Source organism: Streptomyces sp. RLB3-17 (assembly GCF_007113425.2).
GTDB classification, from domain to species: Bacteria; Actinomycetota; Actinomycetes; order Streptomycetales; family Streptomycetaceae; genus Streptomyces; species Streptomyces mirabilis_D.
Genome location: NZ_CP041610.2, coordinates 2,585,451 through 2,611,521 on the forward strand (window position 1 = coordinate 2,585,451; position 26,071 = coordinate 2,611,521).

General features: G+C 71.7%; 24 protein-coding genes. 9 read left to right on the top strand and 15 right to left on the bottom strand.

Annotated features, from left to right (window positions below; genetic code table 11):
* Positions 1–8: 8 nt before the first annotated feature.
* The 5 genes from FNV62_RS12105 to FNV62_RS12125 form a co-directional block, all read right to left on the bottom strand.
* Positions 9–866, bottom strand: a complete 858-nt coding sequence (locus FNV62_RS12105) for an SGNH/GDSL hydrolase family protein (RefSeq protein ID WP_144315214.1) — start codon at positions 864–866, stop codon at positions 9–11.
* A complete protein-coding gene (locus FNV62_RS12110; protein WP_054236246.1) occupies positions 863–2,017 on the bottom strand; it encodes a glycosyltransferase in 1,155 nt (384 codons plus the stop codon). Before FNV62_RS12110 ends, FNV62_RS12105 begins: the two co-directional genes overlap by 4 nt.
* The gene (locus tag FNV62_RS12115) at positions 2,014–3,138 is read right to left on the bottom strand and encodes a glycosyltransferase family 4 protein (protein WP_054236247.1); all 1,125 of its coding nucleotides are present in this window, start codon (positions 3,136–3,138) and stop codon (positions 2,014–2,016) included. Before FNV62_RS12115 ends, FNV62_RS12110 begins: the two co-directional genes overlap by 4 nt.
* Before the next feature lie 139 nt (positions 3,139–3,277).
* Positions 3,278–4,696, bottom strand: coding sequence for a HEAT repeat domain-containing protein (locus FNV62_RS12120; protein WP_060902410.1), 1,419 nt, complete (start codon positions 4,694–4,696; stop codon positions 3,278–3,280).
* A gap of 300 nt (positions 4,697–4,996) precedes the next feature.
* A complete protein-coding gene (locus FNV62_RS12125; RefSeq protein WP_144315215.1) occupies positions 4,997–5,389 on the bottom strand; it encodes an ankyrin repeat domain-containing protein in 393 nt (130 codons plus the stop codon).
* A gap of 359 nt (positions 5,390–5,748) precedes the next feature.
* On the opposite strand from FNV62_RS12125, the gene FNV62_RS12130 reads away from it, so the two are divergent.
* Both FNV62_RS12130 and FNV62_RS12135 read left to right on the top strand, forming a co-directional pair.
* Positions 5,749–5,943 (top strand): hypothetical protein, encoded by a 195-nt coding sequence (locus FNV62_RS12130; protein WP_054236250.1) that lies wholly within the window; start codon positions 5,749–5,751, stop codon positions 5,941–5,943.
* A 37-nt stretch (positions 5,944–5,980) separates the two neighbouring features.
* Positions 5,981–7,540 (top strand): hypothetical protein, encoded by a 1,560-nt coding sequence (locus tag FNV62_RS12135; RefSeq protein ID WP_097283867.1) that lies wholly within the window; start codon positions 5,981–5,983, stop codon positions 7,538–7,540.
* Positions 7,541–7,675: 135 nt separating this feature from the next.
* Here the strand turns inward: FNV62_RS12135 and FNV62_RS12140 are convergent, their stop codons facing one another.
* Positions 7,676–9,175, bottom strand: coding sequence for a PLP-dependent aminotransferase family protein (locus FNV62_RS12140; protein WP_054236276.1), 1,500 nt, complete (start codon positions 9,173–9,175; stop codon positions 7,676–7,678).
* A gap of 135 nt (positions 9,176–9,310) precedes the next feature.
* On the opposite strand from FNV62_RS12140, the gene FNV62_RS12145 reads away from it, so the two are divergent.
* The 4 genes from FNV62_RS12145 (at position 9,311) to FNV62_RS12160 (ending at position 12,786) form a co-directional block, all read left to right on the top strand.
* Positions 9,311–10,000, top strand: coding sequence for a YczE/YyaS/YitT family protein (locus tag FNV62_RS12145; RefSeq protein ID WP_097283868.1), 690 nt, complete (start codon positions 9,311–9,313; stop codon positions 9,998–10,000).
* Complete coding sequence (locus FNV62_RS12150) at positions 9,997–10,764, top strand: glycerophosphodiester phosphodiesterase (protein WP_054236253.1); 768 nt, start codon at positions 9,997–9,999, stop codon at positions 10,762–10,764. Before FNV62_RS12145 ends, FNV62_RS12150 begins: the two co-directional genes overlap by 4 nt.
* Positions 10,765–10,806: 42 nt before the next feature.
* Complete coding sequence (locus FNV62_RS12155; protein WP_144315216.1) at positions 10,807–12,156, top strand: MFS transporter; 1,350 nt, start codon at positions 10,807–10,809, stop codon at positions 12,154–12,156.
* A gap of 255 nt (positions 12,157–12,411) precedes the next feature.
* Positions 12,412–12,786, top strand: coding sequence for an RNA polymerase-binding protein RbpA (locus tag FNV62_RS12160; protein WP_003977404.1), 375 nt, complete (start codon positions 12,412–12,414; stop codon positions 12,784–12,786).
* Positions 12,787–12,962: 176 nt separating this feature from the next.
* Here FNV62_RS12160 and fxsA read toward each other — a convergent pair whose 3' ends face one another.
* From fxsA to FNV62_RS12180, 4 genes are all read right to left on the bottom strand, one after another.
* Positions 12,963–13,532: an FxsA family membrane protein gene (gene fxsA, locus FNV62_RS12165; RefSeq protein WP_060902405.1), complete on the bottom strand. Its 570-nt coding sequence runs from the start codon at positions 13,530–13,532 to the stop codon at positions 12,963–12,965.
* A 133-nt stretch (positions 13,533–13,665) separates the two neighbouring features.
* Entirely contained in the window at positions 13,666–14,460 is a 795-nt protein-coding gene (locus FNV62_RS12170) for a polyprenol monophosphomannose synthase (protein ID WP_054236256.1), read from the bottom strand.
* A gap of 539 nt (positions 14,461–14,999) precedes the next feature.
* On the bottom strand, positions 15,000–16,616 hold the full coding sequence (locus FNV62_RS12175) for an amidohydrolase (RefSeq protein ID WP_144315217.1): 1,617 nt from the start codon (positions 16,614–16,616) through the stop codon (positions 15,000–15,002).
* Positions 16,617–16,663: 47 nt separating this feature from the next.
* Positions 16,664–17,104 (bottom strand): Lrp/AsnC family transcriptional regulator, encoded by a 441-nt coding sequence (locus tag FNV62_RS12180; protein ID WP_028803629.1) that lies wholly within the window; start codon positions 17,102–17,104, stop codon positions 16,664–16,666.
* A gap of 267 nt (positions 17,105–17,371) precedes the next feature.
* Here FNV62_RS12180 and FNV62_RS12185 point away from each other — a divergent pair, with 267 nt between their 5' ends.
* Positions 17,372–17,809 (top strand): hypothetical protein, encoded by a 438-nt coding sequence (locus tag FNV62_RS12185; RefSeq protein WP_060897780.1) that lies wholly within the window; start codon positions 17,372–17,374, stop codon positions 17,807–17,809.
* A 13-nt stretch (positions 17,810–17,822) separates the two neighbouring features.
* Here FNV62_RS12185 and FNV62_RS12190 read toward each other — a convergent pair whose 3' ends face one another.
* The 3 genes from FNV62_RS12190 to FNV62_RS12200 all read right to left on the bottom strand — a co-directional run bounded on the left by FNV62_RS12190 (position 17,823) and on the right by FNV62_RS12200 (position 21,690).
* On the bottom strand, positions 17,823–18,935 hold the full coding sequence (locus FNV62_RS12190) for a phosphotransferase family protein (RefSeq protein ID WP_144315218.1): 1,113 nt from the start codon (positions 18,933–18,935) through the stop codon (positions 17,823–17,825).
* An 11-nt stretch (positions 18,936–18,946) separates the two neighbouring features.
* A complete protein-coding gene (locus tag FNV62_RS12195; RefSeq protein ID WP_097283872.1) occupies positions 18,947–20,074 on the bottom strand; it encodes a hypothetical protein in 1,128 nt (375 codons plus the stop codon).
* A gap of 422 nt (positions 20,075–20,496) precedes the next feature.
* Entirely contained in the window at positions 20,497–21,690 is a 1,194-nt protein-coding gene (locus tag FNV62_RS12200; protein WP_143607589.1) for an acyl-CoA dehydrogenase family protein, read from the bottom strand.
* A gap of 351 nt (positions 21,691–22,041) precedes the next feature.
* Here FNV62_RS12200 and FNV62_RS12205 point away from each other — a divergent pair, with 351 nt between their 5' ends.
* Positions 22,042–23,283 (top strand): glycoside hydrolase family 18 protein, encoded by a 1,242-nt coding sequence (locus tag FNV62_RS12205; protein ID WP_144315219.1) that lies wholly within the window; start codon positions 22,042–22,044, stop codon positions 23,281–23,283.
* Between the two features lie 51 nt (positions 23,284–23,334).
* Here FNV62_RS12205 and FNV62_RS12210 read toward each other — a convergent pair whose 3' ends face one another.
* Both FNV62_RS12210 and FNV62_RS12215 read right to left on the bottom strand, forming a co-directional pair.
* Entirely contained in the window at positions 23,335–23,994 is a 660-nt protein-coding gene (locus FNV62_RS12210) for a TetR/AcrR family transcriptional regulator (protein WP_143601047.1), read from the bottom strand.
* Positions 23,995–24,164: 170 nt separating this feature from the next.
* Positions 24,165–24,311: an SCO1431 family membrane protein gene (locus tag FNV62_RS12215; RefSeq protein WP_107096575.1), complete on the bottom strand. Its 147-nt coding sequence runs from the start codon at positions 24,309–24,311 to the stop codon at positions 24,165–24,167.
* A gap of 246 nt (positions 24,312–24,557) precedes the next feature.
* On the opposite strand from FNV62_RS12215, the gene FNV62_RS12220 reads away from it, so the two are divergent.
* Positions 24,558–26,057, top strand: a complete 1,500-nt coding sequence (locus FNV62_RS12220) for a M1 family metallopeptidase (RefSeq protein ID WP_143607591.1) — start codon at positions 24,558–24,560, stop codon at positions 26,055–26,057.
* Positions 26,058–26,071 lie beyond the last annotated feature (14 nt).

Below are 26,071 nucleotides of genomic sequence, written 5' to 3' on the forward strand. Positions count from 1 at the left end.
TCGAACCGTCATGCCGCGTCCGGCTGTTCCGCCACCGACAGGGCGGCCAGCGCGGACGCCACGGCGTGCGAGGCGCTGAGGTCGAGCCGGGCGCTGGTGCCGCGCGCCCGGTGTCGCACCTCGGCGGCGGCCAGGGTGAGCAGTTGCGGCAGCAGGTCGGTGCACCGCCGGGCCACCCACCCCGTCCCCGCGGTGGCCAGCCACCACAGGCTGGCCGACCGGGTGGGCGCGGGGAACTCGGGCTCGGCCGAGGGGGTGGCCCCGGTGGCGACGCCCTCCTGTTCGAGCAGCGCGTGGAAGCGCAGGGCGAGTTGCCGGTGCCCCCGCTCCCCCGGGTGCAGCCGGTCCGCGCTCCACATCGCGCGGTCCATGAGCCAGGCGCCCTCCGCCGCGTGCAGATGCACGGCTCCATGGCGCTCGGACAGGGCGTGCACGACCGTGTTGACGGCCCGCTGCCGCCGGGCGAGGGGCCTGGCCAGCACCCCCGGCAGCCCGAGCATCGCGCCGGGATCCGGCAGGCAGGCGGTCAGCAGGACGGCGCCCTGGGCCCGGAACGCCGCGTACACCTGGTCGAGCCGCGCGGCCACGGCGTGGATGTCGAAGGTGCAGCGAAGGGTGTCGTTCACACCGATCACGACGGACACCACGTCCGGACCCAGGGCCAGCGCCGCCGGGGTCTGCCGTTCCAGGACGTCGCGCGTCTGGGCCCCGCTCACCGCGAGGTTGGTGAACTCCACGGACGTGTCCGGGCCGTCGGACAGCCCGTCGACGAGCAGCGCGGCCCAGCCCCGCCAGCCCTCGCCGACGGGGTCGCCCACGCCCTCGGTCAGCGAGTCCCCGAGGGCGACGAACCGAAGGGGTCTCATCCGACGCCCTCCTGGAGGCGGGGCCGGGACTCGACCACCGCGTCGTGCGCGGCGAGGAACGCCTCCACGGCGGTGTCCCAGCCGAAACACTCCGCACGCGCGCGTGCGGCTTCCCTGCGCGCGGCCTCGGGACGCCCCAGGAGCAGGCGTATCGCGTCCGCGAAGGAGTCCCCGCTGTCCGCGGCGGTGGCTCCGGCGGACCCGACCACCTCCGGCAGCGCCGACACCGCGCTGGCCACCACGGGCGTACCGCAGGCCATCGCCTCCAGGGCGGCCAGCCCGAACGTCTCGGCGGGCCCCGGAGCCATGCACACGTCGGCGGAGGCCTGCAACGCGCCGAGCAGCGCGCGGTCGGCGACATGCCCGAGGAAGGTGACGGGCAGCCGCCGCTCCCGGGCCCGCTGTTCGAGCCGGGCCCGCAGCGGCCCGTCCCCGGCGACGACGAGAACGGCACGCTCGCCGCGCCGCAGCAGCGCCTCCAGCGCGTCGAGCGCCGTACCGGGCCGCTTCTCGACGGACAGCCGGGAGCACATCACGAGCAGCACCTCGTCCGCGCGCGCGTACCGCTCGCGCACCTCGCGATCGCGCAGCCCGGGGTGCCGGCCGACCAGGTCGACGCCCAGCGGGGCCCGTACGACATTGCGGGCCCCGATGCGGACGAACTCGCGCTCCGCGAACTCCGTCGTGCACACGACCCGCGCGTAGGTGTGGGCCGTACGGATGTTGAGGGCGTCGGCGGCCCTGCGGGCCATTCCCTCGGAGAGCCCCCAGGTCCGCAGCACGCCGTCGGCGGTCTCGTGGGAGACCATGACCGCGGGCACCCGGGCGCGCCGCGCCCAGACCCCGGTCCAGCGCAGGGTGGTCCGGTCGGAGACTTCGAGGCGGTCGGGCGCGAGCGACTCCAGGAGGCGGGCGACCCGCCGCTTGTCCGTGAGGACGCGATAGCCGCCGGTTCCGGGCAGCAGCGGACCGGGCAGCGTGATGACCCGCCCCTGCTCGGTCTCGCGGTCGGTGGCACGCTCGCCGGGGACGACGAGCACGGGCTCGTGTCCGGCGGCCAGGTAGCCACTGCCGAGCTCCCGCAGGGCGGTGCGCAGACCGCCCGACGCGGGGGCGACGAAGTTGGCCAGCCGTACGATGCGCAGGCTCATGCCGCCACCACCGTCCGCGCGGTGAGCACGTCGGCGTAGTGGTCGATGAGCTGGTCGCCGACGGCCGCCCAGGTGCGGCCCTCGACGGTGGCCCGCCCGGCGGCGCCGTAGGCCGCTCGCAGCGCCGGATCGGCGGCCAGCGCCCCCACCGCGTCGCGCACGGCGGCCTCGTCGCGGGGCGGCACCAGCAGCCCCGTACGGCCGTGTGCGACCAGGTCGAGCGGTCCGCCCGCGGCGGGTGCGACGACCGGCACGCCGCTGGCCATGGCCTCCTGGACGGTCTGACAGAAGGTCTCGAAGGGGCCGGTGTGCGCGAAGACGTCCAGGGAGGCGAAGATCCGGGCGAGTTCGTCGCCGGTGCGACGCCCGAGGAAGACCGCGCCGGGAAGCGCCTCGCGCAGGCTCGTCTCGCTGGGCCCGTCGCCCACGATCACGACGCGTACGCCTTCCAGACCGCAGGCTCCGGCGAGCAGTTCGACCTGCTTCTCGGGGGCGAGCCGGCCGACGTAGCCGACGATCAGCTCACCGTTCGGCGCCAGTTCGCGCCTGAGTGCCTCGTCCCGGTGCTCGGGGCGGAAGCGGACGGTGTCCACACCGCGCGGCCACAGCCGCACCCGGGGCACACCGTGTGCCTCCAGGTCGTGCAGGGCCGCGCTGGACGGGGCGAGCGTCCGGTCGGCGGCGGCGTGGACGGAGCGGATGCGCCGCCAGGCGGTGGCTTCGCCCGCGCCCACGTACGTACGGGCGTAACCGGCGAGGTCGGTCTGGTAGACGGCGACGGCGGGGACGCCGAGCCGGGCGGCGGCCGCCATGCCGCGGACGCCGAGGATGAAGGGACTGGCCAGGTGGACGATGTCGGCGCGGTGTTCGGTGATCGCGGCGGCGACGCGTCGGCTGGGGAGAGCGACGCGGACCTGGGGGTAGCCGGGGAGCGGTAGGGAGGGGACACGGACGACGGGGCACGGCGCGAGGGCGTCGGGCCCGTGCCCGGCCGCGGTGGCCGGGGCGACGACGAGGGGAGCGTGACCGCGATCGACGAGGTGCCGGGCGGTCTGGAGCGCGCAGTGGGCCACGCCGTTCACATCGGGGGGAAAGGATTCGGTCACGATGACGACACGCATACCCGTGTTGTCGCCGTGCTGGACGTGGCCGCGTCAACGTCGATCTTTCCTGCCGGGGAACGCCCCGTGAGCGTTGTACTGCACGCTTTTCCAGGTCAGCCCGCGGCCACGCCCTCCTGACCCGCGAGTCACTTCGTGTTCATACGGCGGGTGCGTCGGGCCCGATCCGGCTGCGTACGGCTGTCTGTACTTCCGCTTCCTCGGCCGGATCCGACGCCAGCCGCCGCAACTGATCGACGACGCGCGCGTCACCGGTTTCGGCGTGTCGAGCGGCCACCTCGCGGGTCGACTCCTCGCAGTCCCACAGGCACTCGACGGCGAAGCCGGCGGGGAAGGAGGGGTCGGTGGCGGCGAGGGCGCGGGCGGCTCGCCCGCGCAGATGGGACGACGCCGTCTCCCGGTAGACATGGCGCAGTACGGGTGCGGCGCAGACGATGCCGAGGCGTCCGGCTCCGTCGACGAGGGTCCAGAGTGTGGGTGCGTCGGGGCCTTCGCCGCGTACGGCCTCGCGCAGGGCGCCCAGCACCAGTTCGCTGTCCTTGGTGCCGCCCCGGCAGGCGAGCATCCGTCCCGCGGCGGCGCCGAGGGCGTCGGGCCGCTCGGCCCACCGTCGGGCCCGCTCGACGGCGGCGACACTGCGCATACGTTCGAACGCGTCGACGGCGGCCTCCCCGACGGTCGCCGTGCCACCGGTCGCGGCGGCCTCGATCAGGTCGAGAGCGTCCGGATCGTTGCTGTCGGCGAGGTAGCGCAGGGCGGTACAGCGCGCTCCGTCGCCGCCGTCCCGGGCGGCCTGGAGGATCTCGGGCCGGTCCTCGGGTCCCGCGACGGCCGTGAGGCAGCGCGCGGCCGGCACATGGAGTGCGGCTCCGCGGTCGAGACCCTGCTGGGCCCACTCGAACACGGCCCGCACGCTCCACCCCGGACGTGGTCCGGTGGGGCGCAGTTGCCGCTGCCATCGGTCGAAGGAGCCCTGTTCCTGGGCGGCCCGCACACGCGTGGCGATGGATTCGCGGGAGTCGTCCGCCCACAGCCGCCAGGGCCGGGGCTCGAAGGCGTCGCGCACCTGGGCGACGAGTGCGGCCTCGCCCTCCGGATCGGCCGGGAAGCGGGCGAGGACGGGCACGGCGAGGGCGCGCAGTCCCGCGTCGTCGTCGCGCAGGGCCAGCTCGTCCAGGGCCCAGGCCCAGTTGGTGCCCGAGGCGGCGTACCTGCGGAGCAGTTCCAGGGCGTCCCGCCTGCCGTACGAGGCGAGGTGGCCGAGGACCGCGAGGGCGAGCCCCGTGCGTGACTCGCAGTCGTCGAGGATGTCCTCGGCGTCGAAGAGGTGCCGCTCGATCTCGTCGAGCTCACCGCTCAGATCGAGGTAGAGACGGGCGTAGTACAGGGAGCGGTTCTCCACCTGCCAGTCGTGGCGGGGATCGCGCAGCACACAGTGGTTCAGTGCCGCGAGCGCTTCGGCTCGCGGTGCGGTGAGCGCGTGCAGCGTGCCGTCGCCGCGGCCCCTCTGAAGCAGGCCGAGCAGCGTACCGCTGGGCGCTATGACCGGATCGAACATGGGAAACAGCCTCACATCAAGCGTCGACGCAACCGGGATCCTGCATTACCTGGCCGCGTGACAACACGTCGGAGCGCCCGCCGTTTCTTGCTTGCTGTAGACCATCTTCCTCTGCCTCTCGTCGGTGGCCCATACGGGCCGCGTCACGGCCCGCGCGGTGCGGCAACACCTGCCCAGCCATCGCGTCCGTGAATCACGACGTCATGATGACTCGGCAGTTCTTCTTGCCGCGACCGTATTTCCGGCGGCCCCGTACCGCCTCCCCCGTTTTCGGTGTTGTACCTGGTCAGCGCGGACGGATCAGCGCACGCCGAACAATTCGAGCAGTTCCGTCTTGCCGAACATCCGGGCGATGTCGACGGCCGAGGGGGTGCCCGCGGCCGGGTCGGCGCCGCCGTCCAGAAGCACGCGGATGACCGCCGCCTCGCCCTTGAAGACGGCCCCCGCGAGGGGGGTCTGGCCGCGGTCGTTGATGCGGTCGGCCTCGGCGCCGCGCTCCAGCAGGGCGCGCACCGCCTCGGCGTGGCCGTGGTAGGCGGCGAGCATCACCAGCGAGTCACCACGGTCGTTGGTGAGGTTGGCCGGAACACCCGCGTCGACGTACGCCACGAGCGCCTCGGTCTCCCCTCGGCGCGCCAGATCGAAGATCTTGGTCGCCAGCTCCACGACCTCGGGGTCGGGGGCTTCACTCATCGGCCGGACCACCTCTCACAAGGACAACGACAGCTACGTCATGGGGGACTGCGGGAGCGTACGACAGCGGTGGACTGTCATGCGCAGGTCCGTACGACAGCGAAGTGTGCGGCCGTACGGGTGATTCGCCAGCGTACTGGCTCCGGCGGCACATGACCGGCGCCCACCGAGGCAAAGATCACCACAAGCCACCCAAGAGCCGACAGGCGGCAACAGACCTGTACAGGGGGCCCGGAACGACTCCTCCGACTGGATGAAATCAGCCGAATTTCACTCAGTTGCACCTTTTATCGTATGGATACATCCTGTGATCCTGGAAGTACTCATGGTGACTGTCCCCACGAACCAGGAGAGCACAAATGATTCTGTCCATCTCAGGCGTCGTCCTGCTCGGCATCATCGTCTTTCTCTTCTTCCGCAAGGACGGGCTCAAGGCGTCGCATGCCATGGTGTCCTCGCTCTTCGGTTTCTACCTCGCCAGCACGGCCATCGCGCCGAGCATCAAGGCAGGCGGGGAGAGCCTGGCGAGCCTCCTCGGCGGGATCAAGTTCTGACGTCCCTGCCCATCGCACGCACCTTCAGGAGACAGCAGTGGCCCGGCGCCCTCTCCCCCGCATCCTCAGCAACGGCAGCGCACAGATCGCCCGAAGCCGGGAGCTGGCCCGAACGGCGGCCGACAGCGCCACCGACGTCCTCCATCCACTGATCACGGTCACCCGTGGACTGCGTCGGCTGGCAGCCGCCGGCGGGCGCAAGTGGGCCGCCACCCCCAAGGACCGGCGCGGGCCGCTGCTGTTCCTGGTGGCCTCGGTGATCCTGGTCGTGGCGCTGGTGCCGTACGGACCGCTGCTCGCCGCCATCACCCTGATGGCGGCGGCAGCATGGACGGGCCGTCAGCAGGCCTCCTCGGAGCCCACGGGCCCCGACGAGGCGCAGATCCAACGACTCCGGTCGTTGTACGACGCCCTGGTCCCGTACTTCTCCGTGGCCGAGGATCCGGCCCCTCTGTACGCCCACGGCGGCGACTGGGAGAAGGCCTTCCCCACGCACGACTTCGACGACGACGGGCGCGTGTCCCGGCTGCTCATCCGCTACCCGGCGTACTTCACGGACGGCGAGGCGGAGTCCCGGGCCCGGATCGAGCAGCTTCTGCACGCCAAGTCGGGCCGCGGTCGCGAGTACCACTTCGACTGGGACGAGGAGGGCAACGAGCTCACCGTCACCGTCCTCCCGCCGCTTCCCACCGACATCGCCGCCCAGCGATTCGTCACCTCACCCGGCGAGACGGTCCTCGGCTTCACCGACCCGGCCGACGTCCAGCGCACCCTCCCCCTCACCTACGGGGAGGAACAGCGAGACGTCCCCCCGGTCGTCTGGCGCACCGGGATCCGCTCCACCGAACCGCATCTGCTGATCGCCGGTCATCCCGGCAGCGGCACGACCACACTCGTGCGCTCCATCGCGCTCCAGGCCCTTCAGTACGGCGATGTCGTCATCGTCGAGGGCGGCGGCACCGGCGAGTACGCGTGCCTGACCGGCCGGGCCGGCGTCCTCGCCGTCGAGTCCGGCCTCGCCGGGGCGCTCGCGAGTCTGGAGTGGGCCGCGAACGAGACGGAGCGGCGGCTGATCTCCGCCAACCGTGCGCGGCAGGCGGGGCACCCCGCCCCCGACGACACCAAGAACCCTCTGTGGATCCTCCTCGACCGGCCGAGCGCGCTCGGACACTTCGCCGCCGCCGACGGCCGCAACGATCCCCAGGCACTCCTTCAGGTCCCGCTCCGGCACGGGCGCGCGGCGGGCGTCACGGTCGTCATCGCCGAGCAGTTCGAGGACCTCGAGGCGCTCAGTGAGGCCGTGCAGCAGCACACCCGCGCGCGCGTGGTCCTCGGTCCGGCCTCTCCGGTCCAGCTGGAAGCCGTCCTCGGCGCGCCGCCGCACACCACTCCTACGCGGGAGGTGCCGCCCGGCCGCGGGTACGCCCGGCTGGGCGCGGGTCCCGTCCTGCGCCTGCAGGTTCCGGCCACGCCGGACCCCTACGACGACGCCACCAGCGAGACCCATCGTCGCGCCGTCCTCGACCTGCTGCCGGAGCGCACGACTCCGGCAGAGGCGGAGCCGATCCCCGCGGAGGCCGCGGTGGCGGAGGGCTGAGCGGACTCCCCGGTCGTGGAGTTCGGCCGTGGGTGAGTGGGGGCTGGTCGCGCAGTTCCCCGCGCCCCTGGGCGGGGCCCGCCCCCGGCCCCCACCGCCCCTCGGCCGCCGAACCCACCCGGGGCCGGTCGGCTGCTAGGCCACGAACGTGCGGGGCGCTTCGTTGCCCCCGGTCGCGCCCGTTCTCACCAGGTGCGCCGCCGCGGCCAACCGGACCGCCGCCTCCTCGGCCACCGCACCCCCCACGGTGAACGGCAGCCGCACATACCCTTCGAAGGCGCCGTCGACCCCGAACCGCGGCCCGGAGGGCACCCGTACCCCCACCCGTTCGCCCGCCTCGGCGATCCGCGAGCCGGACAGCCCGCCGGTGCGCACCCACAGCGTCAGCCCGCCCCGCGGCACAGTGAACTCCCAGTCGGGCAGCGCACGGCGCACGGCGACGACGAGCGCGTCCCGGTTCTCCCGGGCCTGCGCACGCCGGATCTCCACGGCCCGCTCCCATCCCCCGGTGCTGAAGAGCCAGTTCACGGCCAGTTGCTCCAGCACGGGCGTTCCGAGGTCGGCGTACGCGCGCGCGGAGACGAGACTGCGGATGACATCGGGAGCCGCACGGACCCAGCCGATCCGCATCCCCGCCCAGAACGCCTTGCTGGCCGACCCCACGGTGATGACCGTGGACCCGGAGGGGTCGAAGCCGCACACGGGCCGGGGCATCGACAGCCCCTCCTCCAAATACAGCTCGCTCATCGTTTCGTCGACCACCAGTACGGTCCCCGCCGACCGCGCCGCGTCCACCAGGCGGCGCCGCTGGTCCTCGTCCGCGAGGGCTCCCGTCGGATTGTGGAAGTCGGCGACGACGTACGCGAGCCGGGGCGCGGCGTCGCGCAGGACCTGGCGCCAACGCTCCACGTCCCAGCCGGCGAGCCCCTCGGCCATGGCGACGGGGACGAGCCGGGCGCCCGCCACCCTCATCAGCTGGAGGATGTTGGCGTAGGAGGGGGACTCGACGGCGATGCGTTCACCGCGCCCGGCGAAGAGATGACAGATGGCGTCGATCGCGCCCATCGCGCCGGTCGTCACCATGATCTGCTCGGGCATGGTCGGAATACCGCGCGCGGTGTACCCCTCGGCGATCATCGCGCGCAGCGCGGGCAGCCCCGCCGGATAGTCGCCGTGCGTGTGCGCGTACGGTGGCAGCTCCTCCAGGGCACCCTGCACGGCACGGGTGAGCCAGGGCTCCGGCGCGGGGAGCGACGCGCAGCCGAGGTCGATCATGGAACCGAGGGCCTCGGGCGGCAGCGGTTCGAGGCCGCGCGCGGGCAGCGGGTTCCCGGCGGGGACGGCGGTCCAACTGCCCGCTCCCCTGCGGGACTCCAGGAATCCTTCGCCGCGCAGCGCCTCGTAGGCCGCCGCGACCGTCGTACGGCTGACGGAGAGGGACAGCGCGAGCTCCCGCTCGGCGGGCAGCCGCGCGGCGACCGGAACCCGGCCTTCGAGGACGAGCAGCCGGATGCCGTCGGCGAGCGCGCGATAGGCGGGCGGGCGGCGCGTGCCGGGCCCCGCGGGGCGCTCCTGCTGGGAGTTGAGCAGCCGGGCGAGCTGCGCGGCCCCCATCGCCGAAGTCCACTGCGTCATGATTCCCAGTCCACCTTCCTCGGATTGGCCTTGGATGGCGCCTTCCTTCAGGCCACAGAATGTCACGAGCCAGGCCACCATCACCACCGCGGTTCATCACGGACCATCACGGGTCATCACCACAGGGGGTACCTCTTGTCCACGCGCGCCGACTCCCCGCACCGGGAACGCAGGGGATCCGGGCGACGGCTTCCTCGTCGCCTCGTCCAGCTGTACGCGGGCCTCGCTCTGTACGGCGCGAGTTCGGCCCTGCTCGTGGAGTCGGGCCTCGGTCTGGAGCCCTGGAACGTGCTGCACCAGGGGCTCGCCGAACTGACCGGTCTGACGATCGGCGTGGTGTCGATCTTCGTGGGCGCGGCGGTGCTGCTCCTGTGGATCCCGCTGCGCCAGCGCCCGGGCCTCGGCACGGTCTCCAACGTGTTCGTGGTCGGTATCGCCATGGACGGCACCCTCGCCCTGGTGCCGGACACCCACTCCTTGGCCGTACGGATTCCGCTGCTCGTGGCGGGCATCGTGCTGAACGGCGTGGCGACGGGCCTCTACATCTCGGCCAGCTTCGGTCCGGGTCCCCGGGACGGTCTGATGACGGGCCTGCACCGGCGTACGGGACGCTCGGTCCGCCTGGTGCGCACGGTCCTGGAGGTGGCGGTCGTCGCGACCGGATTCGCGCTCGGTGGCACGGTCGGCGTCGGCACGGTGCTGTACGCCGTCGCGATCGGACCGCTCGCCCAGCTCTTCCTGCGCGTGTTCGCCGTCCGCCCGGCACCGGGCGGCAGCACCGTCGTTGCCGCCGGTCAACCGGAGCGAGCGATACTTCCAGGGTGAGCCCGCGCATACGCCACCCGTACCTCGACCACCCCGGCCCGATCCCCTTCGCCCACCGGGGCGGCGCGGCGGACGGTCTGGAGAACACCGTCGCCCAGTTCCGCCGCGCGGTGGAAGCGGGCTACCGCTACATCGAGACGGATGTGCACGCGACGTCGGACGGCAGGCTCGTGGCCTTCCACGACGCGACCCTGGACCGGGTGACGGACGGCGCGGGGCGGATCGCGGACCTGCCCTGGGAGGACGTGCGCCACGCGCGCGTGGCGGGCAAGGAACCGGTCCCCCTCTTCGAGGAGCTCCTCGAAACCTTCCCCGACGTCCGCTGGAACGTCGACGTCAAGGCCGAACCCGCCCTCCACCCCCTGCTGAACCTCATCGGCAGCCTCGACGCCTGGGACCGCGTCTGCGTCGGCTCGTTCTCCGAGGCGCGGGTCTTCCGCGCCCAGCGTCTGGCCGGACCTCGGCTGGCGACCTCGTACGGCACCAAGGGTGTCGTGGGGCTGCGGCTGCGCTCGTACGGCATCCCGGCCGCGCTGCGCGACTCGGCGATCGCCGCCCAGGTGCCCGAGTCCCAGTCGGGCGTGCCGGTGGTCGACCGGCGCTTCGTGCGCGCCGCCCACGCGCGCGGCCTGCAGGTCCACGTGTGGACGGTCAACGAACCCGATCGGATGCACCGGCTCCTGGACCTGGGCGTCGATGGCATCATGACCGATCACATCGACACGCTGCGCAGGGTCCTGGAGGACCGGGGCACCTGGGTCTGAGCCCTCTCGCGCGGTCCGTTCAGCGGGAAGCGAGGGGCACGGGTGGGCACCGAGACCGTGCGGGCACAGGCGACCGACGAGGTCACCGAACGGCGGCGCGAGCAGCGCGGCTGGTACTTCTACGACTGGGCGTGCTCCGTCTACTCGACGAGCGTGCTCACCGTGTTCCTGGGCCCCTATCTCACCTCCGTCGCCAAGCACGCGGCGGACGCGGACGGCTTCGTCCATCCGCTGGGCATCCCGGTCCGCGCCGGCTCCTTCTTCGCCTACACCGTCTCGGCGTCCGTCATTGTGTCGATCTTCGTGATGCCGATGGCGGGCGCCGCCGCCGACCGCACCGGCCGCAAGAAGCCCCTGCTCGCGCTCTGCGCCTATCTCGGCGCCACGGCCACCACGGGCATGTTCTTCCTGGACGGCGACCGCTATCTGCTCGGCGGTCTGCTGCTGATCGTCGCCAACGCCTCGGTGGCCGTGTCGATGGTCCTGTACAACTCCTACCTGCCGCAGATCGCCCCGCCCGAGGAGCGTGACGCGGTCTCGTCCCGCGGCTGGGCCTTCGGCTACGCGGCGGGTTCGCTGATGCTGGTCGTGAACCTGGTCCTGTACTCGGCCCACGACTCCTTCGGGCTCTCCGAGTCGACGGCCGTCCGTATCTGTCTGGCCTCGGCGGGCATCTGGTGGGGCGCCTTCACCCTCGTACCGCTGAAGCGGCTGCGGGACCGGCCCACGGCGTCCGCGGGGCAGGCGCCGGGGCACGGATGGCGGCAGCTGGCGGCCACCGTGCGGGACATGCGGGGCACACCGCTCACCCTCGCCTTCCTGTTCGCCTACCTCGTCTACAACGACGGAATCCAGACGGTCATCTCGCAGGCGTCGGTGTACGGATCGGAGGAGCTGGGGCTGAGCCAGTCGACCCTGATCGTCGCCGTGCTGCTGGTACAGGTGCTCGCGGTCGGGGGCGCCCTGGGGATGGGACGGCTCGCACGGACGTACGGCGCGAAGCGCACGATCCTCGGCTCGCTCGTCGCCTGGACCGTGACGCTCGGCGCCGGGTACTTCCTGCCGGCGGGCGCCCCCGTCTGGTTCTTCGTCCTGGCCGCCGGGATCGGCCTGGTCCTGGGCGGCAGCCAGGCGCTCTCTCGCTCACTGTTCTCCCACCTGGTGCCGAGCGGGAAGGAGGCCGAGTACTTCTCCGCGTACGAGATGAGCGACCGGGGGATGAGCTGGCTCGGCCCGCTTCTGTTCGGTTTGACCTACCAGCTGACGGGAAGTTATCGGGACGCGATCATCTCGCTCGTGGCCTTCTTCGTCATCGGATTCGTGCTGCTCGCGAGGGTTCCGGTGCGGCAGGCCGTGCGCGACGCGGGTAATCCCGTACCGGACAGGATTTAGCACCTGAGGCCAAAGGCCGGTAGTGTACGCGTTTGGCCTGCCAGGCGTACCGTTACTGCGCGTCAAAGATACTGAAGCGTTGGGTGACATCTGCTGCCAGATGTGACAAACCGGGCGCCGGTGGGTACAACAAGGGGCGGCTACGACGGCGACGCATGACCCGGAACGGGAATCTTTACCGCCGACCGGACGTTGACCGGATGACGACGACAGCGACACCTGTCCTGTGGGCGACAAGCCCGGGAGGCACGATTCATGAGTGAGCGAGCTCTTCGCGGCACGCGCCTCGTGGTGACCAGCTACGAGACGGACCGCGGCATCGACCTGGCCCCGCGCCAGGCCGTGGAGTACGCATGCGAGAAGGGGCACCGGTTTGAGATGCCCTTCTCGGTCGAGGCGGAGATTCCGCCGGAGTGGGAGTGCAAGGTCTGCGGGGCCCAGGCACTCCTGGTGGACGGCGACGGCCCTGAGGAAAAGAAGGCCAAGCCCGCGCGTACGCATTGGGACATGCTGATGGAGCGGCGCACCCGAGAGGAGCTCGAAGAGGTCCTCGAGGAGCGCCTGGCCGTTCTGCGCTCCGGCGCGATGAACATCGCGGTGCATCCGCGGGACAGCCGCAAGTCCGCGTAACCCCTCCGGGGGTTGGGCGGCATACCACGCACGCAGCCGCGGGCGCCGTACGCAAGTCGTACGGGGCCCGCGGCTCTGTGCGTTGTGCGCGCCCCTCAGGGGCGCGGGGAACCGCGCGACCGGCCCCCACCGGCCCGCAGGTGAAAACCCACGGGCCTCCGTCGGGAAAGCCTCGGTCAGCGGTTCAGTGGCGGACGCGGGCCCGGGTCCGTCGTCGGGTTCTCTTCCCTGATGACCTCGCCCTGGACGACCTTGCCGTCGGGGCGATGGATACGGGCCTGCTGGAAGGCGTCGCCGACGCTGCCCGGCGCGGCCTCGCGGATCTTGCGGTCGATGGCGCGCTCGGCGTAACGGCTCAGGGCCTTCTGGACGGGCGGGATCAGCAGGAGCAGGCCCAGCGCGTCGGAGATGAGCCCGGGGATCATCAGGAGCAGACCGCCGAGCATCATCAGCCCGTTGCCTTCGCCACCCCCGCTCGTGGGGGGCACCCCGCTCTGCTGCTGTTGCAGCGTCTCGGTCAGGTTGCGGAAGGCACGGCGGCCGGCCCGCTTGATGACCACGGAACCGAGGACGAAACCGGCGACCAGCAGCAGGAAGACCGCGAACCCGCTCGCCGCGCCCGCGACCACGGTCAGGAGCCAGATCTCCAGCACCAGCCAGACGGCGATGCCGAGCGGCAGGTAGGTGCGCAGCCGGGATCGGCGCGGCCGCGCGGGGTATGCAGGGGTCGGTGCGCCAGTCGTCATGCACCCAGTGTGCCTGGGCACAGCTCAGTATGGGATAAGCGGATGATCAGCCGTAGCTGTGGAGTGAAGTGAGGGCGAAGCGGGAGTGGGGGGGCGGCCCCACCCGGGCCCGCCCCCCACTTCGCAAGCGCTCCTACGACCTGTGCTTCCGGCCGGTGATCCGGCCGACCCGCTCCCGCACGCCCCACGTGGTGACCCGCCACAGCGCCTCCACGAGAATGTCGCGGCTCATCTTGGAGTCACCGAGCTCGCGCTCGACGAAGGTGATGGGCACCTCGACGACGTGGAAACCGGACTTGACCGCACGCCGGGCCAGATCCACCTGAAAGCAGTACCCCTGGGACGCGACTTCACCGAGTCCGAGACCTTCGAGGGTCTCGCGGCGGAAGGCACGGAAGCCTCCGGTGACGTCCCGGATCGGCACGTCGAGCATGAGGCGGGAGTACATGCTGCCGCCGCGCGAGATGAACTCGCGGGACTTGGGCCAGTTCACGACCCGCCCGCCCGGCACCCAGCGCGACCCCAGCACGAGGTCGGCGCCCTTGAGCGCGGTCAGCAGCCGGGGCAGTTCCTCGGGCTGGTGCGAGCCGTCCGCGTCCATCTCCACGAGGACGCCGTAGCCGTGCTCCAGGCCCCAGGCGAAGCCCGCGAGATACGCCGCGCCCAGGCCTTCCTTGCCCTTGCGGTGCAGCACCTGGACATGGTCGTCCTCGGCGGCCAGCTCGTCGGCGAGCTTGCCCGTGCCGTCCGGGCTGTTGTCGTCAGCCACGAGAACGTGTGCATCGGGCACCGAGGCTCGTACCCGGCCGACGATCTTCTTGATGTTCTCCGCCTCGTTATAGGTCGGGATGATCACCAAGGCCGTGCCGAGCGGGCCGAACTGCCTCCCCTTGGCTCCTGCCGCGAGGGTCCCGTCGCCGTCGTTCACTACTGCCCCTTCAAGTCCGTACGCAGGGGTCCACCATAGTGGCCGCAGCCTGCACTGACGCGTCGGCGCGTTAGTACGGGGGTGTCGATTCGGCAAGAGCCGGGTAAGAGAGAGCCCGCCGCGCCGGAGCACCGTACTGCGGATCGGGGCCCGGCGCCCTTCGGGCCGACCTGGGACCCGCTGGCTGCGGGTCGACCGAAAGCCGTTGTCTACTGGACGTCCGGGCCCCACCCGGGTCACACCCTTCCGACAGGCATGAACGTTCCCTCGCCGTCGCACTGGCGCTGAGCCTGGCTCCCAGTGGTGGTGCGCCGGTGCGGCACACCACCCCTGACCCAGCGGCGCTCCGGCGACTGCGTGGAAGTTCTCCGGTCGGACGTCCGGTGGTGGACCCGGCCGAACCTATCGGCCCCCCGAGGCCAGCTGTCAACACTCGTCTGACCTGCTGGTTTTCCCTCAATTGCCTGGTCAATGCGGAGGATGCGCAGGTCGCGCGACGGGGCGGCGGCGGACGATCGGCGCGGCGCCACCCCCGGAGATCACTCGCCCGGCCGTACAAAGACCGTCCGCCCGCCGACGACCGTCCGCAGGCACACCGGCAGGTCGCCGCCGGGGCTCAGATCGGGCAGTCCAGGAGTACCCGAACGAGGGTCGGTCGACCAGCGTGAGACGCGGTCGTCGGGGGCCTGCACGACCAGTTCCTCGGTGCGCCACACGGCGTAGTCGGCGGGCGCGCCCGGCACCAGGACTCCCGCGTCGTCCCGTCCTACGGCCCGCCACCCGCCGCGCGTATGCGCCGTGAACGCCGCGCGCACGGAGACCCGGTGCTCCGGCGTGCGGTGGAACGCGGCGGCACGCACGGTGCCCCACGGGTCGAGGGGGGTGACAGGGCTGTCGGAACCGAAGGCCAGCGGCACGCCGGTGCGCAGCAGGGCCGCGAACGGGTTGAGGGCGCGGGCCCGCTCGGAGCCCAGGCGCTGGGCGTACATGCCGTCCTCTCCGCCCCACAGCGCGTCGAAGGCGGGCTGCACGGAGGCGGTGAGGCCGAGCTCGGCGAAGCCGGCGATGGTCTCCGGGGTGAGCATCTCGGCGTGCTCGACGCGGTGCCGGGCGGCGCGCACACGGGCCAGGCCGAGCTTCTCGGCGGCTGCCCGGACTCCCTCGACCACGGCGGTCACGGCGGCGTCCCCGATGGCGTGGAAGCCCGCCTGGAGGCCCGCCTCGGTGCAGGCGACCACGTGCGCGCCGACGGCGGCGGCGTCCAGGTAGGCGGTGCCGGTGTGGTCGGCGTCGGCGTAGGGCTGGTGCAGGCAGGCGGTGTACGAACCCAGGGACCCGTCGACGAAGAGGTCGCCCGCGGCGCCGATCGCCCCCAGCGCCCGGGCCTTGTCGACATCCTGTTCGGCCCAGTAGCCGACGACCCGGGGGCCGGCTTCCTCGGCGGCGAGGCGCAGCAGTCCGGTGAAGTCGTCCTCGGAGGAGATCTCCGGGCCCGCGCACTCGTGGACGGATCCGATGCCGAGCGAGGCGGCGTGGGCGAGCGCGGCGCGCTGGGCCTCGGTGCGCTGGGCCGGGGTGACGGCGCCGAGCGCGGCGGCGCGCACGGCGTGGTGGGCGTCCCGGGTCAGGGGGCCGTCGGCGGCGTACCCCGCTCGCGCGGTGACCCCCGGGACCAGGTCCAGGAGCGCGGTGGTGACCACGGCGGAGTGCACGTCGATGCGGGAGAGGTAGAGCGGGCGTCCGCCGGCCGCCTCGTCGAGTTCGGCGCGCGTCGGGGGGCGGCCGCCGGGCCAGCGGGCCGCGTCCCAGCCGTGGCCGAGCAGCACCCGGTCGGCGGGGCGGGCGGCGGCGAACTCGCGTACGAGGGCGAGGGCGGCGTCCAGGGAGGGCGCGTCGGACAGGTCGAGGCCGGTGAGCGCGAGCCCGGTGGAGGTGGTGTGGACGTGGGCGTCGGTGAACGCCGGGGTGACCAGTGCGCCTTCCAGGTCCACGACCTCGGCGACCCCGTCGGCGAAGGCGTCGGCCGCGCCCTCCGAACCGACCCAGGCGATCTGTCCGCGTTCGACGACCATCGCGGTGGCGAAGGGATCGGCGGGACTGTGGACTTCTCCACCGCGCAACAGCACGGTGTCCGACGTGGCGGTGCTCTCACTCATGGGGAACAGTCTCGCGCCTGGCGGTGTCCGGTCGGTCCCCGGGTGGGTCAGATGCGGGGCGGGCGCGCCTCGTACGGCGTCGACAGCACCACGGTCGTGCGGGTCGACACGCCTGCCAGGGTGCGCAGGCGGGCGAGGAGCTCCTCCAGTTCGTGCGGGGTCGAGACCCGCACCTTCAGGATGTAGTTCTCGTCGCCCGCGACGCTGTGGCAGGCCTCGATCTCGGGCACGTCGGCCAGGCGTTCCGCGATGTCGTCGGGGGCGCTCGGGTCGAACGGTTTCACCGAGATGAAGGCGGTCATGGGCAGCCCGACGGCCTCGGGGTCCACGACCGCGGCATAGCCGCGGATGACACCGCGTTGTTCGAGCCGGCGCACCCGCTGGTGCACGGCGGACGTGGACAGGCCCGTGGCCTTGCCCAGGTCGGTGTAACTCATCCGCCCGTCTGCGACGAGCAGCTGCACGATCTGTCGGTCCAGCTCCTCCATGACGCAAGAACCTACAGGGCCCTTGATCTCGTCGGATACCTCAGCGGCGCAGGTCATACCCGCTTTGTGATGTGGCAGAGTGCTGGCTGTGAACCGCCTGGTGGACAAAGCCACCGCGCCGGGCACCTGCGGGCGGCATGTGACGAACGACACAGCGCCGCAACCGGGTCCGTGATGTTCTCGTGATTACCGCAGAGACGGGACGGGAAATGCTTGCTGTGGTCGAGGCCGCAGCGCCTTGTCGGCCCACCCGAGGGGGAGAATCCCATGCAGAGTCTTAAGCGCCCTGGTCGTCCCGCATCCAGGCGGCCCAAGCTGGTCGTCGAACCCGAGCCGGAGGGCGTCGAACCCGACGCCGTCGACGGTGAGGAGTTCGACGCCTACGACACCTTCGAGATGTACCGGGTGATCTGCCCGGACTGCGCCCAGCCCATCGCGCTCCTGGCGGACGAGGAGAGCCTGCCCGAGCACGCGCTGTGCGCCTCGCCGTGGAACCCGTTCGGGCTGACGGTCTGCGCCGGCACGGGCCGTGCGGCGGGCGACGCCCGGCCCGCCGACGAGTCGGTGGAGCCTCAGGAGCAGGACACCGCCCTCCTGTTGACGCTCCCTCAGGGGCTCGACTGGCGGACGCAGCCGTTCTCGCACGTCGGCGGCCCGGCCTCGCGCCCGATGCGGGTCCCCGAGATGGGCGGCCAGGCCGCCTGACCGGCCCTCGCGTTCAGCGACCGGCAGCCGGTCCCTCCCAGTAACTGCCCTGCACCATGGCTCGCAGGCTGCCGTGGTGCAGGATCAGTGTGTCCGGGTCCGGCGGTACGGCGACCTCGCCGAAGTGCACCTGACGGTAGGCGACGCGCAGCATGACGATCGCGTGCCGCAGTGCCGCGTAGAGTGTGTGGAAGTCCATGTCCCGGGGTGTGTGGCCGGTGAGTTCGGCATAGCGCCGCTCGACGCGGTCACGGCGCAAGAAGTCGGGCAGTCCACGCTGGCCGAAGCTCGCCGTCAGGTCCTGGAAGAAGCGGTGCAGGTAGACGGTCCAGCCGAGGTCGACCTCGCGTGGGGCGAGGGCCGCCATCTCCCAGTCGAGGACGGCCGCGGGGGCGAACCCGTCGTAGACGACGTTCCCGATGCGCGCGTCGCCCCAGCTGAGCACCGCCTCGCCCTCGTCACTCGGCCACAGCTCGTCGAGCCGGTCGAACGCGCTCTCTATCAACGGTGAGCGTGACAGCCCGTCAATCACCCACGCGTAGTAGGAGCGTTGGGCCTCGACGTGACGACGGAGGGGGCTGCCTTCACCCGGGAGGGTCAGGAAGTCGGCTTCCGGCAGCGGGACTTGGTCGTGCAGCCGGGCGAGGAGACCCACCGAGGCCGCCTCCAGCCGTTCGCGTTCCTGGTCGCTCGCCGCGTGCAGCCAGTTCCCCTCGTACGTGTAGGGCATGACGTCCGGTGGCACGCGGCCCTCGACCCGTTCCATGACGAAGAACGGCGCGCCCAGCGGGGCGGGGTCCTCCTCCAGCCACAGCACCCGCGGCACGGGGATGTCGGTGCGCTCGGCGACCAGTCTCATCGTGCGGTACTGGCGGGGCATGTCGTAGACGGGGAAGACGGTGTACGCCGCCGGGTCCGCCGCCAGCCTCAACGCGCAGGCGGTCAGCGGCGGTTCAGGGTGCTCGATGTCGAAGAGCAGGGTCTCGCTGGACATGCCGTTGGACTCGGGGACGGTGACGTTGGCCGCCTTGGCGCCCGGGAGGCGGGCGGTGAGCCAGGTGGTCAGCCGGCGGCCCAGTTCCTCCGGGTCGCGGGTGGTCGTGCGCGGGCGCGGTGCCGTGGCCATCTCGTCCCCCCTCAGGGCGCGACCGAGTCGAAGCCGGCGAACCCGCTCGGATCGTGGCGGCCGAACGAGCCGTGTTCGAAGATCCCGTGGCCGACCTGCCCGTCCAGCGTGCAACGGGCCGCGTGGTCGATCACCCCGTACGCGGCACGGGGGTGCGCGGACGGGTCGGAGAGGTCGTAGGCGCGGCGGTCGGTCCAGTCGCGCCCGACCCAGGTGCCGTGCTGCCAGTCGTCGGCGGGCGGATAGCCGGCGCCGACGGCGAGCGGGGAGGAGGTGAGCACCTCCACGTCCAGCTCCATGGGCTTGCGGTCGCCCGGGCGGGTGAGGTGGATGACGGCGGACGTGGGGTGGCGGCTGCCGGGGCGGTAGGTGATGTCGGTCTGGGGCCAGCCGAGTTGCAGGTCGCGCTCCGCGTTGCGTACGAGGGTCGCGTCGTTCAGCGTCCGGTAGCCGTCGGCGTCCTCCTGGACGACGACCATCAGGAACCGGTCCTCGAACCGGACAGGGCACCACAGCCAGTGGAAGCCCTCCGTCGGGTTCTCCTGCGCGAGCCGGCCGCCCTCCTCCCCCGGGATCGGGCGCACGCCCCAGCTGCGGTCGCGGGTGCCGGTCCAGCGGCCGCGCTCCAGACGTATCTCCTCGCCGCCGATCCGGATCCAGCCCTCGCAGTGCCCCGCCTGCACGAAGCGTTTGCCCTCCAGCGTGAGCCGGCCGCCGCGCCGCTGGAGGTGGTGCGGCTCCCACAGGGCCGGGAAGTCCGCCGTCCAGGTGATCTCGTACGACAGTCCCTCCGGGTCGGCGGGATCGGCCGCGCAGCTCAGCACGAACGTTCTCAGGGGGCGCTCGACGAGGATGCGCAGCGGGCCGACGGCGAGGCGCATCCGGTCGTCCCCGAGCGCGTCCGAGGCGCGCACGGCGTGCAGGCGGTCGCCGAGTCGCAGGGTGGCGTAGGCGTCGACGACCCCGACGTTCGGATAGACGCCGAGACCCAGGATCAGCAGCGCCCGGCCCTGGTGGTCGAAAACGTGGAAGATGCAGCGGTCGTACGCGTTCCGGTCCCCGGTCGCGAGGTGCTTCATGGACAGGGGCACCTGGTGCACGGGGTACTCGTCGAGGGCAACGGGGCGGTCGTCGGGCACGGCAAGCCTCCCTGGGGGCACGGCTGTTGACGTCCCCCGGAGGGGTGCGGCCCCCGGCGGCGCCAGTTGACGGTACGTCAGATGGCGGCCCGGGGCCAGACGCCTGCGCGTCGGGGCGCCCCCCGTAAGGGCCGGCCGCGAACCCACGCTCGATTACGCGGGCGGGTGACCTGCGCACTCGCCCGCGCGTTGCCCCGGTATGACCCCCACCTATGCGGCGACCGAGCGGCCTCGCCGGATCTTCGTCCCGGCTCCGGCAGAATCGGTTCGGCCGGCGGCCGCCGCGCCGCCGCCCCAGGATCCCCCCATCTACCGCGCGCTGATCCGCGCCTGGGCCGAGCGCGGCCGTACGCTGCCGGGGCGCCACGACCCGGAGTGGGTCCGGCTGGTGGCGCCGCCGGTCCTGTACGGCTACGGGCAGTTCAGTGTGACTCCGGCCCCGCGAGGTGACGGGCGATGACCATCCGCTGGATCTGATTGGTGCCCTCGACGATCTGGAGGACCTTGGCCTCGCGCAGATAGCGCTCGACCGGGAAGTCCGCGGTGTAGCCGTACCCGCCGAGCACCTGGACGGCGTCCGTGGTGACCTTCATCGCCGTGTCCGTGCACAGCAGCTTCGCCATGGCGGCCTGTTTGGCGAAGGGCCGCCCCGCGTCGCGCAGCCGTGCCGCGGCCAGGTAGAGCGCCCGGCCCGCCTCGATCTGCGTCGCCATGTCCGCGAGCATGAAGCGCAGGCCCTGGAAGTCGGAGATCGGCCGGCCGAACTGCTCGCGCCCGGTCGCGTACGCGACGGCCTCGTCCAGAGCCGCCTGGGCGACGCCGATGGCGCAGGCCGCGATGCCGAGCCGGCCGGAGTCGAGCGCGGCGAGGGCGATCGCGAAGCCCTGCCCCTCGTCGCCGATGCGCCGGCCGTCGGACACCCGTACACCGTCGAAGTGGATCTGCGCGGTGGGCGAGCCCTTCATGCCCATCTTCCTCTCGGGCGGGGCCGCGCTCAGCCCCTCGGCGTGGCCGGGCACCAGGAACGCGGTGATGCCGCGCGGGCCCGCGCCGCCGCTGCGGGCGAGCACGGTGTAGAAGTCGGCGACGCCGCCGTGGGTGATCCAGGCCTTGGTGCCCGTGATCGACCACTCTCCCCCGCTCCCGGCTTCTCCCCCGCCCTCCCGGACGGCCTTCGTCCGCAGGGACGCGGCGTCCGAGCCGGAGGACGGCTCCGAGAGGCAGTAGGCGCCCAGGAGGCCGCCGCCGAGCATCGCGGGCAGGTACTCGGCCCGCTGTTCCTTGGTGCCGTAGTTCGCCAGGGCATGGCAGGAGAGGGTGTGCACGCTGACGCCGAGGCCGACGGTGAGACGGGCCAGGGCGAGCTCTTCGAGGACCTGGAGGTAGACCTCGTACGGCTGGTCGCCGCCGCCGTACTCGGAGTCGTACGGCAGTCCGAGCAGTCCGGAATCGGAGAGCAGGCCGAAGATCTCGCGCGGGAAGCGTCCGGCGTCCTCCTCCTCGGCCGCCTTCGGGGCTATCTCGCGCTGCGCGATGTCACGGACGAGCGAGATCAGATCCCGGGCCTCGTCCGTGGGCAGTTGACGGTCCACCGGCTTCGGGGCGCGGTCGGGCATGGCGACGCTCTCCTCCCTGTCGGGCGCATCGGCGCACGCGCGCCAGGGGTGGGGCGGCGTCGCCGGGTCTCACTGCCCAGCCGATGCTGTCGTTCCTGGGTGGAGAACGGCCTGATCAGCGGCTGTGGCGCTGTGAGTATGCCCGTTCCGGGGCATCGAGTCACCGGTTGACGACCGCTGACCAAAAGTAAGGGGAACCGATCCGACCACTCCGCCCAATTGGTCCGAACCATTGACGCACTGGTCTAGTCCTCCTACTGTTCCGTCAACGCCTCACCGCGTTCATGCCAAACAACACACGCAGGTCCCAGCATGCCTCCCCCACACTCCCCTCCCCCACGAGGAGAACCGATGCTCCGACCGCACCGCCCCCGCTCCCGCTTCCGAGCGCTCCTGTCCGCCGCCTGTTGCGCCGCCCTCGGCACCACGCTGCTCGCCGGCGCGGGCACGGCCACCGCGACCACCGCGACCCCCTCGGCCCAGCAGGCCGCCGGTTCCAAGGTCGTCGGCTACTTCACCGAATGGGGCGTCTACGACCGGAACTACCACGTCAAGAACGTCGAGACGTCCGGCTCGGCCGCCAAGCTCACCCACATCAACTACGCCTTCGGCAATGTCACCGGCGGCAAGTGCGCCATGGGCGACGCCTACGCGGCGACCGACAAGGCGTACACCGCCGACCAGTCGGTGGACGGGGTCGCCGACACCTGGGACCAGCCCCTGCGCGGCAACTTCAACCAGTTGCGCAAGCTGAAGAAGAAGCACCCGAACCTCAAGGTCCTCTGGTCCTTCGGCGGTTGGACCTGGTCGAGCGGTTTCGGTGAGGCCGCCAGGAACCCGGCCGCGTTCGCGCAGTCCTGCTACGACCTGGTCGAGAACTCCAAGTGGGCGGACGTCTTCGACGGCATCGACATCGACTGGGAGTACCCGAACGCCTGCGGCAACACCTGCGACACCAGCGGCAGGGCGGCCTTCAAGAACGTGATGGCGGCGCTGCGCGCGAAGTTCGGCTCCGGCAACCTGGTCACCGCGGCGATCACGGCGGACGCCACCGCGGGCGGCAAGATCGACGCGGCGGACTACGCGGGCGCGGCGCAGTACGTCGACTGGTACAACCCGATGACGTACGACTTCTTCGGTGCCTGGGACGCGGCCGGCCCCACGGCTCCGCACTCCCCACTGAACTCGTACAGCGGTATCCCCAAGGCGGAATACCACACCTCCGCCACGATCGCGAAGCTCAAGGGCCTGGGCATCCCGGCCTCGAAGCTGCTGCTGGGCATCGGGTTCTACGGGCGCGGCTGGACCGGCGTCACTCAGGCGACCCCCGGCGGCACGGCCACCGGACCGGCGGCGGGAACGTACGAGCAGGGCATCGACGACTACAAGGTACTGAAGACGAAGTGCCCGGCGACGGGCACGGTCGGCGGCACGGCGTACGCCAAGTGCGGTACGAACTGGTGGAGTTACGACACCCCGTCGACCATCGCGGGGAAGATGGCCTACAAGAACCAGCAGGGCCTGGGCGGCACCTTCTTCTGGGAACTCAGCGGTGACACCTCGAACGGGGAGCTGATCAAGGCGATCAACTAGCCGGTGTCGTACCTGAGTCGGGGCGGGGGTTCGGTTGCCCCCGCCCCTCGCTCAGGTCTCCCGGCGGGCGGGCCGCGGGGCCCGGTAGGTGGGGTCGAGTTCCTCGACCGCGCGCATCGCGCCGCCCAGCATCTTCACCAGCAGCTCGCGGACCGTGTCGCGCGGCAGGGCCGGGTTGCCGATCCAGTCGAGGGTCGCGCCCTCGACGCTGTAGAGCCAGCCGAGCAGCGCCATACGGGGCAGCGGCGCTATCTTGCGGCTGCCGTAAGCCCCTTCGGCGATGGTCTCGACGATGACCTCGCGCACGCCCTCGCGAATGCTCTGCACGTCGGTGTCGAAGCCGACTCCGCCGGTGATGATCGTGCGGTACGCGGCCTGGTTGTGCTCGGCGTAGCGCAGATAGCCGTCGATGGTGCGGTGCACCCGCTCGACCGGGGGCAGTTCGAGGCCGCTCGCCGCCCGGGAGATCAGGTCCGCGACCGAGTCCTCGACGATCGCGAGGTAATAGCCGCGCTTGGACTTGAAGTAGTAGTAGATCAGCCCTTTGGCGACATGTGCCTGGCGTGCGATGTCATCCATCGACAGCGCGTCGTAGGACGTGTCGGCGAACAACTTCCGCCCGATGGCGATGAGTTCGGCGCGGCGCGCGAGTGAGCGATCGGTGCCGCGCGCCCGGGGGCGGTCGACGGCGCGCTGTTGACTATGATTCAATTCCAGCCCTAGTCTCCGACTGCCAGCGGGACGTTGGCAGTATGGCAGACCGGTACCACCCACTCGTTCGACTCTGATCGACCGGGCGCGGTCTTGGGGGAAACTGTCGTGCGGGCTCAGCGTGCCGTGGCGTCCGCCGGTTCAGTTCACAGCGGGGCCGCCGGTCCGGTTCACAGCAGGCCGAGCTGGGTGACGAGCATCGCGAGGACCACGACGAAGGTCCAGCCCGCGACGTGTTCGAGGATCTTGGGGCCGTCGTCCTTGGGACCGCCGGTGCGGGCGCGGAGTCGGGTGGCGGTGGCGGAGCTCGCGGTCATGGTCTCTCGCTGACGTAGTGGTGCGGTGACATCCCCCGCCTCACGCCGGCTCCCCACCGACCCGACCACCTTGCCACCGGAACGGGTTTCAGCGGTAGAGACCTGGGTCACCCCGGACACCTCGAAGACCTCGACAGGACACGCCGGACACTTCGACCACCTTCGAATACCTCGCCTTTCGGCAACGATGCGTCGGGGGTGTGGGTCTCCTCACAGGACAGTGGTCAGCCAACCGAAAGGTCCTCGATGAGCACGTTCCGGACGCCTCGCCGCAGAGCCCGCCTCGCTCTGGCGGCGGCGATCACGGTGGCAGCCGCCTTGACGGGGCCGGTCTCGCAAGCCGCCGGCTCCCCGTCCGCCCCCACGTCCCCGTCCGCCGCGCCCTCCCCGGGCGCGCCGGGCCTCGGCGACCCGATCTTCCCGCTCGACGGCAACGGCGGCTACCAGGTGAACCGCTACCTCCTCGACTTCGACTGGCAGGCACCCAGGACGCCCTTCGAGGCCGCCACGACGGTCAAGGCGACCGCCACCCAGGCCCTGTCCCGCTTCGACCTGGACTTCGCGGGCAACACCCTGCACACGGTGACCGTGGACGGGACGACCGCCACGGCCGTGCGCGACGGCGACGAGCTGGTGATCACCCCGGCGAAGCCGCTCGCCAAGGGCAAGCCCTTCACGGTCAAGGTCACCTACACCGCCGACCCGACCCAGACACGGCACCGCGACGACGCCATCGAGGACTACGGCTGGATCCCCACGCCCGACGGCACGGTGCTGTACCCGCAGCCCAACGGTGCCAAGATGATCTTCCCGTCCAACGACCACCCGAGTCAGCGCGCCCCGATCACCTTCCGCATCACCACTCCGCCGGGCCTCACGGCCGTCGCGGGCGGCGCACTCACCGGCCGCGCCGAGCAGGCGGACGGGCGCGTGAAGTGGACGTACGACTCCGAACAGCCCGTCGCCACCCAGCTCGCCCAGCTGGCGATCGGCAGGTTCACCTTCGTCGACAGCACCGGTCCGCACGGGCTGCCGATCCGCGATGTGGTCCCGGACGACCTGGTCGCCTCGACCGAGCAGTACCGCAAGCTCACGGCCGACCACATCGCGTGGCTGGAGGAGCGGCTCGGACCCTACCCCTTCAACCGCTACGGCCTCCTCGTCGGCGACACCGACCTGGGCGTGGCCCTGGAGACACAGACGCTCTCCCTGATCCCGAAGGCCGACCTGCTCGGCGACCGGGTCGGCGCCGAGCGCAACCTGGTGCACGAGCTCACCCACCAGTGGACCGGCGACAGCGTCGGCATCAAGAGCTGGTCCGACCTGTGGCTGAGCGAGGGCCACGCCCGCTTCTACGAGCGGCTGTACTCGCAGGCGCACGGCGGCGACAGCTTCGAGGCCACGATGAAGACGGCGTACGCGAGCCACGACCAGTGGCGCCACGACTACGGCGCCCCCGCCGAACCGACCGAACCGAACCTCTTCAAGCGGATGCGGTACGACGGCTCGACGCTCGTCCTGTACGCGTTGCGCGAGAAGGTCGGCCAGGAGACGTTCGGGAGGATCGAGCGGGCCTGGGTCACCGAGTACCGCGGAAAGATCGCCAGTACCCAGGACTACGTCGACCTGGCGTCCAAGGTCGCGGGCCAGGACCTCGACGGTTTCCTGCACCCGTGGCTCTACGGCGCCAAGACCCCGCCGATGCCCCATCACCCGGACTGGGTGGTCAACCCGGTCCAGGGCTGAGGGCCCGAGGCTGA

Excerpts from the sequence above, each read along its gene's own strand:
- FNV62_RS12190 (WP_144315218.1), bottom strand. The coding sequence starts at position 18,935 with ATGGCCACGGCACCGCGCCCGCGCACGACCACCCGCGACCCGGAGGAA.
- FNV62_RS12215 (WP_107096575.1), bottom strand. The coding sequence starts at position 24,311 with ATGACCGCGAGCTCCGCCACCGCCACCCGACTCCGCGCCCGCACCGGC.
- FNV62_RS12220 (WP_143607591.1), top strand. The coding sequence starts at position 24,558 with ATGAGCACGTTCCGGACGCCTCGCCGCAGAGCCCGCCTCGCTCTGGCG.
- FNV62_RS12205 (WP_144315219.1), top strand. The coding sequence starts at position 22,042 with ATGCTCCGACCGCACCGCCCCCGCTCCCGCTTCCGAGCGCTCCTGTCC.
- FNV62_RS12130 (WP_054236250.1), top strand. The coding sequence starts at position 5,749 with ATGATTCTGTCCATCTCAGGCGTCGTCCTGCTCGGCATCATCGTCTTT.
- FNV62_RS12200 (WP_143607589.1), bottom strand. The coding sequence starts at position 21,690 with ATGCCCGACCGCGCCCCGAAGCCGGTGGACCGTCAACTGCCCACGGAC.
- FNV62_RS12140 (WP_054236276.1), bottom strand. The coding sequence starts at position 9,175 with ATGACGCAGTGGACTTCGGCGATGGGGGCCGCGCAGCTCGCCCGGCTG.
- FNV62_RS12110 (WP_054236246.1), bottom strand. The coding sequence starts at position 2,017 with ATGAGCCTGCGCATCGTACGGCTGGCCAACTTCGTCGCCCCCGCGTCG.
- FNV62_RS12105 (WP_144315214.1), bottom strand. The coding sequence starts at position 866 with ATGAGACCCCTTCGGTTCGTCGCCCTCGGGGACTCGCTGACCGAGGGC.
- FNV62_RS12160 (WP_003977404.1), top strand. The coding sequence starts at position 12,412 with ATGAGTGAGCGAGCTCTTCGCGGCACGCGCCTCGTGGTGACCAGCTAC.
- FNV62_RS12180 (WP_028803629.1), bottom strand. The coding sequence starts at position 17,104 with ATGGAGGAGCTGGACCGACAGATCGTGCAGCTGCTCGTCGCAGACGGG.
- FNV62_RS12175 (WP_144315217.1), bottom strand. The coding sequence starts at position 16,616 with ATGAGTGAGAGCACCGCCACGTCGGACACCGTGCTGTTGCGCGGTGGA.
- FNV62_RS12125 (WP_144315215.1), bottom strand. The coding sequence starts at position 5,389 with ATGAGTGAAGCCCCCGACCCCGAGGTCGTGGAGCTGGCGACCAAGATC.
- FNV62_RS12115 (WP_054236247.1), bottom strand. The coding sequence starts at position 3,138 with ATGCGTGTCGTCATCGTGACCGAATCCTTTCCCCCCGATGTGAACGGC.
- FNV62_RS12185 (WP_060897780.1), top strand. The coding sequence starts at position 17,372 with ATGCAGAGTCTTAAGCGCCCTGGTCGTCCCGCATCCAGGCGGCCCAAG.
- fxsA (WP_060902405.1), bottom strand. The coding sequence starts at position 13,532 with ATGACGACTGGCGCACCGACCCCTGCATACCCCGCGCGGCCGCGCCGA.
- FNV62_RS12120 (WP_060902410.1), bottom strand. The coding sequence starts at position 4,696 with ATGTTCGATCCGGTCATAGCGCCCAGCGGTACGCTGCTCGGCCTGCTT.